Origin of the sequence: Streptomyces sp. NPDC046977, from assembly GCF_040644455.1 — a bacterium.
In the GTDB taxonomy this organism is placed as follows: domain Bacteria; phylum Actinomycetota; class Actinomycetes; order Streptomycetales; family Streptomycetaceae; genus Actinacidiphila.
Genome location: NZ_JBEYWO010000007.1, coordinates 101,129 through 112,735, shown reverse-complemented (window position 1 = coordinate 112,735; position 11,607 = coordinate 101,129). Strand labels below are relative to the sequence as shown.

10 protein-coding genes and 1 pseudogene are annotated in these 11,607 nt (G+C 65.0%); 5 read left to right on the top strand and 6 right to left on the bottom strand.

What is annotated here, in order from left to right; genetic code table 11:
• Positions 1-613 precede the first annotated feature (613 nt).
• On the top strand, positions 614-892 hold the full coding sequence (locus tag ABZ883_RS13210) for a hypothetical protein (RefSeq protein WP_360905712.1): 279 nt from the start codon (positions 614-616) through the stop codon (positions 890-892).
• A pseudogene (locus tag ABZ883_RS13205) lies at positions 849-1,370 on the top strand (IS30 family transposase); the annotation flags it as partial. The gene ABZ883_RS13210 and the pseudogene ABZ883_RS13205, both read left to right, overlap by 44 nt.
• Positions 1,371-1,436: 66 nt before the next feature.
• Here ABZ883_RS13205 and ABZ883_RS13200 read toward each other — a convergent pair.
• Both ABZ883_RS13200 and ABZ883_RS13195 read right to left on the bottom strand, forming a co-directional pair.
• A complete protein-coding gene (locus ABZ883_RS13200) occupies positions 1,437-2,048 on the bottom strand; it encodes an XRE family transcriptional regulator (RefSeq protein ID WP_360905711.1) in 612 nt (203 codons plus the stop codon).
• A complete protein-coding gene (locus ABZ883_RS13195; RefSeq protein ID WP_360905710.1) occupies positions 2,045-2,359 on the bottom strand; it encodes a transposase in 315 nt (104 codons plus the stop codon). Before ABZ883_RS13195 ends, ABZ883_RS13200 begins: the two co-directional genes overlap by 4 nt.
• Positions 2,360-3,271: 912 nt before the next feature.
• On the opposite strand from ABZ883_RS13195, the gene ABZ883_RS13190 reads away from it, so the two are divergent.
• The 3 genes from ABZ883_RS13190 (at position 3,272) to ABZ883_RS13180 (ending at position 6,188) form a co-directional block, all read left to right on the top strand.
• Positions 3,272-3,565 (top strand): tyrosine-type recombinase/integrase, encoded by a 294-nt coding sequence (locus ABZ883_RS13190; protein ID WP_360905709.1) that lies wholly within the window; start codon positions 3,272-3,274, stop codon positions 3,563-3,565.
• The gene (locus tag ABZ883_RS13185) at positions 3,562-3,888 is read left to right on the top strand and encodes a helix-turn-helix transcriptional regulator (RefSeq protein WP_360905708.1); all 327 of its coding nucleotides are present in this window, start codon (positions 3,562-3,564) and stop codon (positions 3,886-3,888) included. The genes ABZ883_RS13190 and ABZ883_RS13185 overlap by 4 nt, the downstream gene beginning before the upstream one ends.
• A gap of 1,235 nt (positions 3,889-5,123) precedes the next feature.
• Entirely contained in the window at positions 5,124-6,188 is a 1,065-nt protein-coding gene (locus ABZ883_RS13180) for a hypothetical protein (RefSeq protein WP_360905707.1), read from the top strand.
• Between the two features lie 102 nt (positions 6,189-6,290).
• On the opposite strand, the gene ABZ883_RS13175 is transcribed toward ABZ883_RS13180, so the two are convergent.
• From ABZ883_RS13175 to ABZ883_RS13160, 4 genes are all read right to left on the bottom strand, one after another.
• Positions 6,291-8,792: an AAA family ATPase gene (locus ABZ883_RS13175; RefSeq protein WP_360905706.1), complete on the bottom strand. Its 2,502-nt coding sequence runs from the start codon at positions 8,790-8,792 to the stop codon at positions 6,291-6,293.
• A 148-nt stretch (positions 8,793-8,940) separates the two neighbouring features.
• Positions 8,941-9,426 (bottom strand): NUDIX domain-containing protein, encoded by a 486-nt coding sequence (locus ABZ883_RS13170; RefSeq protein WP_360905705.1) that lies wholly within the window; start codon positions 9,424-9,426, stop codon positions 8,941-8,943.
• Between the two features lie 6 nt (positions 9,427-9,432).
• Complete coding sequence (locus ABZ883_RS13165; RefSeq protein ID WP_360905704.1) at positions 9,433-10,554, bottom strand: adenosylhomocysteinase; 1,122 nt, start codon at positions 10,552-10,554, stop codon at positions 9,433-9,435.
• A gap of 33 nt (positions 10,555-10,587) precedes the next feature.
• A complete protein-coding gene (locus ABZ883_RS13160; RefSeq protein WP_360905703.1) occupies positions 10,588-11,586 on the bottom strand; it encodes an NAD-dependent epimerase/dehydratase family protein in 999 nt (332 codons plus the stop codon).
• Positions 11,587-11,607 lie beyond the last annotated feature (21 nt).

Genomic DNA, 11,607 nt, shown 5'->3' with positions numbered 1-11,607 from the left:
GAAATCAGCCTTGCGCGGAGTAATGTACTGGGCTCGAGTTGACCAAATACACACCAAGTTGACACGAAGCCGACGTTGCTTCCGGGACATGACCCAGCCGGAGACGCGGTGTCTCCATTAGGGGCTTGCGCGGACAGGTCGACCACTATGTCGGATTATTCAGAAAATGGCACCAGAGGCATGGTGCCTTTTCGTCGTGATTGTGCAGGTTGTAGTCGCCTTGTAATCCGAGCCGCAGCCCTCCGGTACATCCCCGCGAGGGCCTCGACGGCTGGGGCTATGGCCGACCGCTTGCTGTCGGCGGGGGATTGAAATGCAACCGGATCGACTCGAGAAATTTACATACCGAACCCATGACGGGCCCATGGCTTTGGGGTCGTGAGCACGACGGTGGCCGAATGCAGGGGGAGCGCATCTCCCTACTGCGCCACCACCTGTTCCTGATGCTCTGAATCTGGGCACACGACGCGAAAGGCCAGGCGTGGTCACTTTGTCTACCGCCCAAAGTATATGAACCTCGGCCGCTTGAAGTCTTGACTGTGGTGTCGCACACAGATGTGATCAGCGCAAGAAATCCAGGTTGGGGAACGGCATCTGGCGCATGTTTGTAGGCATGTCTCGCATGTCCAGGATTTGTTTCGAGGTGGAAGCAGGCGTCGCGCAAGAGTTGAGGCGACTGCCCGATACGCGGGCGCAACTGGCCGCGCTGAACGCGCATTTCGAGCAGCAGTGGAACCTTGAACAGACACCGCAGGTGTCCTCCGATGCCGGGCGCACCACGCAGGGCGTCCAAGGCGCTTCGGTCACGGCTTCGGAGGCCGATACGGAAAGCGCCATGCAGGGTGGGGCGGTTCGTCGACGAGATGGTGATGATCTCCGAGCGCCCGGCTGAGGCCGAGGACCGGGCGGTGCCAGGCCACTGGGAGGGCGACCTGATCGTCGGCTCCCGCAGCGAGAGCGCGATCGTGACCCTGATCGAGCGCTCCACCCGCTACGTCATGCCCGGACACCTGCCCGGCGGCCACACCGCCGAGGAGGTCCGCGACGTCCTAGTGCCCTTGATCCAGGCCCTGCCCGGGCATCTGCGCGGCTCACTGACCTGGGACCAGGGCTGCGAGATGGCCGCGCACAAGCAGTTCACCCTGGCCACGGGAGTCCCCGTCTACTTCTGCGATCCGCACTCCCCCTGGCAGCGCGGATCGAACGAGAACACCAACGGGCTGCTGCGGCAGTACTTCCCCAAGGGCACAGACCTGTCCGTGCACAGCGCCGCAGACCTCGAACACGTCGCTCAGCAACTCAACGGCCGACCACGCAAAACGCTCGGCTGGAGAACCCCAGCCGAGCGCCTGCTACTGACGACCACATAGGCCATCAGGTGTTGCGAAGACCCCAAGAATCCGCCGGGACGGCGGGGCGCTTTCGTGCGTCCAGGCTCAGGCGTCGGGGCGCCGGTTGTACTGGTCGAGGGTGGCGCGGTTCGTCGACGCGTCCTGGAAGACCAGCTCCCACGGGCCGGTGTTCACGCCGAACGCCTTGCCGAACCCGACCCACTTCCCCGACATGCGCCGTCCGGTCGGCTCCACCAGGAGCTGGATCGCGCCGTGATACCGGGCCCCGCGGTAGTAGCCATCGGTCGCGGTCTGCTCCGTCCACGTACCGGTGACGACGTGCCCGTCGAGCTCCAGGTCCATGGTGAGCGGCGAGTCCGACGAGCCGGGCAGGGACCGCGCGGTGACGCGGTTGCCGTGCTGGAGCAGGACCACGTAGTGCAGGCCCGTGAACGAGCCGCTCCTGCCGCTGGAGAAGTACTCGTACTGCGACAGCCACACGCCGGTGTAGTTGCCGTGCGGGGTGGGCTGGGCGGCCAGGACGCCGGCGGAGGAGGCGATGCCGATCGGCGAGGCCTCGATGTCGTGCCCGCCGTGTCCGTCGTCGGAGACCCGCGCCACGGGGACAGGCATGACGAAGCCGAGCGACTCGACCGGGAGCCCGGTGACGTTCTCCAGGGCCGGGTCTGTCCATCGAACGGCACCTCTCTGTGTCAAGCAGGGGCGATCAGAGAGGTATCCCGGTCGCGGATCATCGTGCGGTAGACGACATCGGCCAGCCGGCGCTTGAGGCAGCGGAGGGCTTCTTTGTGGCCTTTTCCTTCGGCGCGTTTGCGCTGGTAGTAGGCCTGTCCGGCGGTGGGGTGGCGGATCTGGGTGATGGCCATGACGTGCAGGGCGGAGTTCAACTGCCGGTCCCCTGTTCGTGAGAGGCGATGTCGTTTCACGTCTCCGGAGAAACGGGATGAATTGCATTGGATGCAACATTCCGTCCGGTGATGAAGACGCCATTCTGGCTGCTCCAGCACGTCGATGGAACGGGGGTGGTTGAGTCGGCGTGACCTTGGCCTGGGGCGTCGCGTATTGATTCAACAATGTTGCACCTGATACAACAGTCACGTGAGTGCGACAGCGCCGGGTTCGGCCTCCCTTGTCCTCGCCCGGAACGTGGTCCATCTGGACCCGGCGGCCGCGGTGTTCAAGGCCATGCTCGATGGGTGGGCGAGGCAGCAGTCGGCTCGCTTCCTGAAGAGCTCGACGATCGACCCGCGGCGACGGCTGATCGAGCGGTTCGAGGAGTTCACCGGGCTCTACCCGTGGCAGTGGACGCCGGCGGAGGGCGAGGCGTTCATCGCAGACTTGCGAAGTGGCCAGACGCCAATCCAGATGTCGACCGCCCGCGGTTACGAAGTCATCATCAGCCTCTTCGTCGAGTACCTGAGGGACAGTCGCTACGACTGGCTTAGGGTCTGCGAAGAGCGGTTCGGCGAGTTGCCTCAAGAGGTCTTTCACGAAGGCAACTCGGTGATGCACACGGTCGAGTACGAGGGAGACCCTCGGCGCCGGCCGCTCACCTACGACGAGGTCCAGGCCCTGTTCGACGCCGTTGACTCCCTTCCTTCCAAGATCCGCGGACAGGGACGCAAGGCCGCTTTGACAGCGATGAGGGACGCGGCCGTCATCAAGACCATCTACGCCTTCGGCATCCGACGAACCGAAGCGTCGCGTCTGGACCTCGTTGACCTGCGACGCAACAGGCAAGCGCCGGACTTCGGGAACTTCGGTTCGATGATGGTGCGCTTCGGCAAGTCGTCGAAGGGTGCTCCTCCGAAGCGGCGGATGGTCCTGACCGTCCCGGAGATGGACTGGGTGGTCGAGGTCCTGAAGCACTGGCAGGCCGAGATACGCCCGCTCCTGGCCCCGGGACGCCACCCGGCGCTGTGGGTCACCGAGCGCGCGGGACCCTGTCGCCTCGCTCGATCAACTCCGCCTTCACCGCCGCACGCGAGGCGGCCGGGCTGGATCCCGATCTGGACCTGCACTGCCTTCGCCACAGCTACATCACCCATCTCACCGAGTTCGGATATCCGGCACGATTCGTCCAGGAGCAGGTCGGGCACTCTCACGCATCCACGACGGCGATCTATATGGGAGTGTCGAACGAGTACCGCAACAACCTGCTGGAGGCGGCATTGAAGAACCGACTGGGCGACGTCTGGGACGTGACCGCGTGATCAAGAAGATGGGATACCACTGGCAGCTGCGTCAGCTGATGGCCGAGCGCGGCATGTTCCAGACCACCGACCTGGTTCCCCTGCTCGCCGAGCGCGGAATCCAGCTCTCGCGCGAACAGGTCTACCGCCTCGTTACCCAGGCCCCGCAGCGCATGAGCATGGACACCCTGGTAGCTCTCTGCGACATTCTCGACTGCACACCCAATGACCTCATCAAGCCCGAAATCGTCAACGTTCAGGTCCGCAAGACCGCTGGCGGTGACTCCGACATCGCCCCGCCCACACAACCGCGCCGGACGGTCGTCCGTCGCCCCGGCACGTGAGCGACCCAGCGAGTCGGCCCAGTCGGGCCAGATCGCGAGTGCGGCGCCACCAGGCCGAACTGGGAAGCCGCAGAGCTGACTTGATACGCCACGTCCGGGCCGTTGCCGGATCACAACTCACCTCCACCGACGCTCAGCGCATCCTGGAGGCAGCAAACGCCTGGGAACCTCGGCCCGCCCGAGCTCTGGCCGCCCACCTGGCCGAACATCCTGACGCGTTCACAGCACCGATTTCCCACAGCCCGGCAGCTCTTCCCAGGCTCTTGCTGGAACTGGCTGCGGCAGGCTACGCCGTCACCAGGCTCGCCTGCGCACGCTGCGGACGCATCGACGACCCGTTGCCTCGCAACTCGCCTGTCGGTCGCCTCTGCAACTGGTGCGTCGAACGTGACCGCCTTCAGCAGTGCACCCGATGCGAACGTCAAACTCGCATCCACAGCCGTACGGCAGACGGCCCGGTCTGCCGCTCCTGCTTTCAGAAGGATCCTGCCAACCACCGTCAGTGCGACCGCTGTCAGCGACTTCGCCCCACCAGCCGGCGCCCGAACGGCACGGACCTCTGTTCCTCCTGCAGCCCTCGACCCAAACGCGCCTGCGTCCACTGCGGAACCGTCGCCCGGGCCAGCACCATCACAGACGCCGGCCCGATCTGTCCCCGTTGCTACGAACGGCCGACGCGCCCATGCGGCATCTGCGGGCAGAAGACCACCATCAAGATCCGTGCCACGGACACGAGCCCCGACATCTGCGAGCCGTGCTCGCGCCACCGCATCGCGGTTTGTGAGGCGTGCGGCCATGAACGCCGAGGCGCTGTTCGCAGAGGCGGCAACTTCCTCTGTCACAGTTGCCAGCCACGGACGCCTCGAACTTGCGCTGATTGCGGCAAGTCCAAGCCTGTGACCGCGACCTACCCGGTCGGCGTGCTGTGCAGCACCTGCTACCACCACCGCCGACGCAACCCTCGAACCTGCGTCGAATGCGGCGAGACCCGCATAGCCGCAGGACGCACCTCGGAGGGCGGGGACCTCTGCGGCCCCTGCAGCGGACGCCCTGACCTGCACACGACCTGCAGACAATGTGACTACCCTGGAGACATCTACGCCGACGGCCGATGCACCCGTTGTGCCATCACCGACCGAGTCACCCACCTTCTCGCAGGACCCGATGGCACGATCGCCCCACCGTTCCAGCCCCTTGCCGACGCGTTCACCCAAGCGGAGAAGCCCTGGTCGGTCATGAACTGGCTGCGGACCAGCGCCGCGGCTGGACTCCTTGACGAACTCACTACGGAGCACACCGAGATCAGCCATGGGCTGCTCGACCGATTGCCTCAGAGCACGGTCACCCGCAACGTCCGGCATCACCTCGTCACGACCGGAGCCCTCCCCGAACGCCACGAGACCTTCGCCCGGCTCGAGCTCTGGGCGAGAGCCACCCTCGAAGCCCTGCCCCCACACCAGTCCCGGATCATCAGCCCCTTCGCGGAATGGCACGTCATCAAGGACGCACGCCGCCGAGCGGTGCGCGGACGCTACACCCCCGGCGCTGCCACCGCCGACCGCGGCAACATCCGAGCCGCCATCCTCCTGCTGAACTGGCTCGACCAGCAGCAGCTCACCCTCCCGGACCTGCACCAAGAGGACCTGGATCTGTGGCTCACGCAGAACCCCACCCGACGGCAAGCCGTCCACTCCTTCGTCCGATGGCTCACGAAGCGAAAGCTGACTCGATCGCTCGATACACAGCTCGCCCGCAAGGGATTCCCTGCGAACTTTCAGACGGACGACGAGCACGAGCAACAGCTGCGGAGATGCCTCACAGACGAGGCTCTGCCCCGAGAAGTCCGCATCGTGGGAGCCCTGATCCGCCTCTACGCACTCCCCATCTCGCGCATCAAAGAGATCACCACCTCCCAGTTCCAACTGAACGACGCCGGCGCCTTCCTCACCATCGATCGCCACCCCGTACTGCTGCCTCCGACGCTGGCCCGGCTCATCAAGGCCCACATAGCCAGCCCGCAGGCCAGCTCGATGCTCAAGCCCCGCGCGTCTTCCGGGCCCGACTACCTTCTCCCTGGTCGACACGCAGGTCGCCCCCTGAGCGCCAGCCACCTCATCAAACGGCTGCGGAACCACGATCTCCCCACCCGCGCGGCACGCAACACGGCAATGATCACCGCCATCACCGAGCTGCCGCCGATCGTGGTCAGCGACCTCTTCGGCCTGTCGGCCTCCACCGCCTTCCAGTGGGCTAAATTCGCCCAACAGAACTGGACGGACTACCTCGCGCTCCAGGAATAGTGCAGGCATCAGACACCTGGGCGAAGCCCCGGAGAAATACGTCTACCGGCATCGCAGCTGCCTGCGTCTCACAGCAGATGGTCTCTCACTGTTGTGCTCCGGTCACCCTGCGGTCGATCCGTTCGTTGCAGATGCCGTCGTAGGTGCTTCCGTTGAGGTCAACTGCGGTTCTGTCGTTGGTGTACTTGCCGCCATGGCCGGCTCGGTGGCTGGCAGTTCGGTGGGTGACGCCGGTTCCCGTGGCCGGTCCTGGTGTGCAAGCCGTTCCTGATATCGCAAGGCGTCGAGCTCTTCTTTGAAGTTGTCGTAGTTCGGCACGGGCTGCAACGGCTCACTGCCGAGGTCGTACCGGCGCCGCATGTCAGCGAGCCGCGTCCGGCGAGCGTCACCTTCGTCTGTGTCTTCCAGTGCCTTCTCGATCTCACGGAAGAGAATGCGGGCACGATCTCGGATGACACCATCTGCGTGATCGCGCAGGAAACCCCGAACGAGCCGGGTGACGCGGTCTCGCTGCTGAGCGTCGTCCTCAACGGTCCTGGCGTCGTGCAGCAGGTCGGCAAGATGTCCCAGCAGTTGCCTGAAGTTCTCTCTAGTGGCCTCGGCAGCCTCCACGAGCACGCTTTCTCCCTCATCTGTGGTCGTGGCATCCAGCACCGACACGACTTCACGCGCGAAGCCAACCTTCTCGATGTGCTCTCCGGGAAAGACTAGGGAAAAAGCCTTGACTGTTGCGTCCCAGAGGTGCGGCTTCTCATCCATGGCCGTCTTGATGGTGCCCGGGGTGAGCTTAGCTGTGTTCTCGTATTCGAGGCCGATCACGTGCTCGGCGTAGCGGCGGGCAGCTGCCGCGGCGACCGCGGGCGCAATGAGGTCTTCCGGCTCCTCGACGACCACACTAGGTTCGAGAGCCAGGCTGGCGTCTTTCGCCCATGAGCCGACGGAAAGGATGAAATTGGCATTGATGAAGGACCGCCGGCCGACTGGGCTCTTGCGAAGTCGCGACGCCGCGTCGTTGCCGGACTTGTCGCTGTCCAGCAAGACCACACACGGTGGTTTAATTTCGTCCCGTCCCCGGGCCAGGAAGACCAAATAGGGAATGGCGCCTGCTGATCCGGCGGGCACGATCGTGACCTCATTGAGGTTGAGCGTCTGGCTGGGAGCCGCGCCGCAGCCGCGCAGATGCGAGGAGACCCCGGCAAGCAGGACCTGGTCGGCGAGCCCTTCCACGAACAGATTGGCGCCGCCGATGAACGCTGTTTCGGCAACAAAGGGGCCCAGCGAGGAGCGCAGCGGCTCGTAATGGTTCCGACTGGCGTCGGTGACAACGCGTGTGCCTTCGTCGTGGCTGCCCTTGTCCAGTACACGGATTCGGTGCGCGGCATTGCGGTTGATGAGATAGGGCGAGTGCGTCACATAGATGACCTGTCCACCGGGTGAGGAGTCTTCCGGCTTCGCGAACTCTTCCAAGATGCGCAGGAGGTCCTGCTGGCCGACGCCGGACAGGTATGCGTCTGGTTCGTCAAGCAGCAGGATTTGTTCGCGTCCGCTCGGGCGCTGGTTGGCGCGAAGCTGAACATAGTAGGAGAGGAAGTACCGCAGGCCCCGGCTGCGTTCGGCGAAGGAGTACTCGGTCTCGGTGCGGTCCCGAATCGTGAAGGCGACTTCCCGCTCTCGCGGCGACAGAAGAAGTCGAAAGTCGCGGTCCTGTGCCCACCACTTCGGGAAGTTGAGATGTTTGGCGATGGCGTCGTTCATCCGCTGAATGATTGCGTTGACTTCTCCTTCGCGCTCGGCAGTTAGCGCGGCGTCGAGGTCACGGAACGCAGCGGGATCGATTCGTGCGACATCGATCAGGAGGCTGCGTCCGAGCTCAAACTCCTTCTCGCGAGCCTGGGCGACGATGGGATCGACTGCTGGCGGCGTGAGGAAGCCGGAGATCCTGGACCATAGGGCGGGCACTTCGTTGTCAGCGACGTCGGACTTGGGAAGGGAGTCCAGAAGCCGACGGCGACCCGCGCGGTCCGGGTGACCATCGATGGTCTGTCCGGCCAGCCGACTGATCGGCATGCTCGCCGGCAAAGCGACCTCCGTCTCCAGCAGAAATACGTCCGGAAACGTAGCGCGAAGATCCTTTTCCTCTTCTGTCGTAAGATCACGGCGGGCGGTATTACGCGCCGTGAAGACGAAGGAGGCTCCGCTGCCCGAACGGACGTAGTGCAACTCGCGCGCATCGTCTCCGGAGTATCCCAGAGACTCCATCAACTCGACGTCTTCGTCCGTCTCTACCGAGAAACGTCCGGCAAAATCTGAGACGCGGCGTTCCCCGTGCTCCACCGAGTACAAATCCGAGTAGCGGCAGAAATCACGACGGTCAACGGGCTCTTCGGTCAACAGCATGCTCACTGCATCAAGCAGGTGGCTCTTCCCCGACTCATTGGCGCCGACCACTGCAGTGACGTAAGGATCGACGTCCAATCGTACGAACGGGTACCAGCCGAGGCTGGTTCGTTCCCACTCCAACGCGCTCGCCTCCCGGTGGGCCTTGCGCTCGTAGTCGAAGTTGAACGAACGGAAGAACCGGACGTAGACACGGTCCAGTTTCATCGGCCCCCCTAGGGTGACGTGTTGATCTGCGCATTCTGACACCGAAGCCCGTGAGTCGTGCCCAAACAGCAGGACTGTTGGGTGTCCGCTGACCTTGTGGCTGACGACCTGTGGGAGGCGGTGGTTCCGCTGGTGCCTCCTTGCCGGCTCAGACGACGTCGGTTTCCCGGGCGGTTGCCGACGGATGACCGGGCTGCGTTGCGGGGCATCGTCTACGTCCTGTGCATGAGCTGGCGGAGCACCTCGCCCCCGAATACTGCAAGGTTGGAACACTGACTCTTCGCCAGTCGGGGATGCCCTCGTAGCCGGGTAGGGGCACCACGGCGTTGGGCGGAATGCCTGTCTCCTCGTGCAGCTCACGCAGAGCGGCGCTGCGAAGGTCTTGGTCGTCAGCTTCGTTGTGTCCGCCGGGTGCGAGCAGCTTTCCGGAAGCCTTGTGCATGATGTGCAGTACGCGCTGGTCGTTGTCGATGACGATAGCGCTGCAGGTCACGTGGGTCGGGAATGTCCTGCGGTTGGTGGGGTCCGAGGTGGCGAGTGCGGCGAACAACATCGAGAGGGAGGCGCGTTCGTCCGGATGGCGTGCGAGATACGCCTCGGTGACGGAGTGGATGTGGCTGACGGAGGGGGACACTGGAGGTCACCTTTCGAAGTTGTGCAGCCAGGTTGTGGCGATGGAGACGCGATCGGCCGGCGGCATCTCGTGCAGGCCGGGCTGGAAGCGGGCCTGGCTGAGCGCGGCGGTGGCGGCGATTATCTCGGCTTGGACGAGGTGGATGTACGCGCCGACGGCAGCGCCGTGCACGAAGTTGACGGCGCCGCCGTCGGCGAGCACGTAGAAGTAGTGGCCGGTGATCTCGTATCGCGTCAGTTGGGCGCTGATGGGAGTGCGCTGGTAGAGATCGTGGAGACTCCCGAGTTCGAGTTCGTCCTCGGAGGAGGTCACCGATCCGAGGTATGCGCCGTTGCGCAGGGCGGCGAAGTCGTCTTGGCGCAGGGAGAGGTTGCCCGTGGCGCACAGGACGAGTTCGGCATTGCGTATCGCCTCGGTGGTGGACGCACTGGTGTGGAAGCCGAGGGAGAGGGCCTGGACCCGTTTGATCGGATCGCTGTCGTACACGGTGACCCGCAGGTCCTGGGCGCGCAGGGTCTGAGCGATGGCACGGCCGATCTTGCCGAAGCCGATGACGCAGGCATGGCGACTGGTGAGAATGTCCCCGCGGCTGCGGACGAGGGCGTCCGTGGAGAACACGATCGACCGGCCTACAAGATGGTCTTCGCAGTCCTTGAGCGGGGAGCGGGCCACGGAGACGACTGGGCAGGGCAAGGAGTCGAGCGCCGCGTACCGCTGGTGTCCGTTCTCCGTGTCCTCGACGACGCCGAGGATGCGGCCGGAGAACTTACCCACGAGGATGTCAAGGCTCGCTGCGAAGTAGCCGCCGATGTCGACCAGGACGACGTCCTGACCGCCGGCCGTTTCTTCCAGGTAGTCCAGGGCCTGAGTGTCGTCGGTGAACCGTTCCCGGGTCAGGTCGTGGACGGGGAAGGTGCGACGGACCTCGTCGAGTGTCGGCTGGTGGATCGACCGGGGTTTTGGCAGCACGGCGCCGACGGTGGACACCATTGCCATGGCGCGCAGAAACGCAGGTCGCTCCGGGAGCAGGTGAGTGATGACCAGCGTGGTGACCGCTTCGCGGGCGGAGAACTGAGCGGTGATCTGCCGGAAGAAGGCGTCCAGCCGTGCTCGCTCGGCACTTTCCATATTGACTCTCCTCTCCGGTTGCGGGGCGCGGAGTCACGCGGCTCGGCTGTAGTTCGGGGCCTGGGCGGCCAGAGCGTGCATATGGGCATGCAGCCCGTTGTGAAGGTCGACCCGGGGCCGCCAGCCGAGGACCTCGTGAGCACGGCTGGGGTCGGCCCTCGTGAGGAGGACGTCACCGCTGCGCGCGCGGTCCTGCTGAATCTGGATGTCGCGTCCGACGAGGCTGGTGACGATGTTGATCACTTCCAGGAGCGACGCGTTCGATCCGCCGCCCACGTTGATCACGCCCTGCGCCGTCGGTACCGTCGCCGCGGCGATCGTGGCAGCGACCACGTCGTCGATGTAGGTGAAGTCGCGTCGTTGACGGCCATCTCCGTACAGGCGCAGCGGCTGTCCGGTCATGGCAGCCTGGAGCGCGCGGTGGGTGAACATGTCGGCACGCTGCCGCGGGCCGTAGACGGTGAAGTACCGCAGGGCGACGATGCTGGGGCTGTTGGGGCGCGTGGCGTAGGCGAGGCAGAGCTGTTCCTCGGCGAGCTTGGTCACCGCGTACGGCGAAGTCGGCTGCGGACGGTCTGCCTCGACGCTCGCGCCGTTGGCTGTCTGACCGTAGACGCTGGAGGAGGAAGCGACGACCAGACGGGGGACGCCGATCCGGGTGCTGGCTTCCAGTACCCGGTGGGTGGTCAGAACGTTGGACGCGAGGTAGTCGCCGAACTGGGGCCCCCAGGAGGGCCGTACTCCGGGAACTCCGGCGATGTGGAAGACCGCGTCGGCGTCGAGGAGAAGTGGTTCGATCGCGCAATTGATGAGGTCAGCGGTGATGTGTACGTATCCGGGCTGGCCGGACAACGGGCTGAGGTTGGCGGCGGCGGTGGCGTCCGTGGCCGGGTCACGGCGGTCGACGCCGACGACGGTGGTGCCGGCCTGGACGAGGACGTGTGCGAGGTGGGAACCGATGAAGCCGGCGGAGCCTGTCACCAGGACCCTACGAGGGGCGGCGGTGGTCGGGTGCTGCTCGTGCTGCGGCACGGGAAGTCTCCAAGGGGGTGG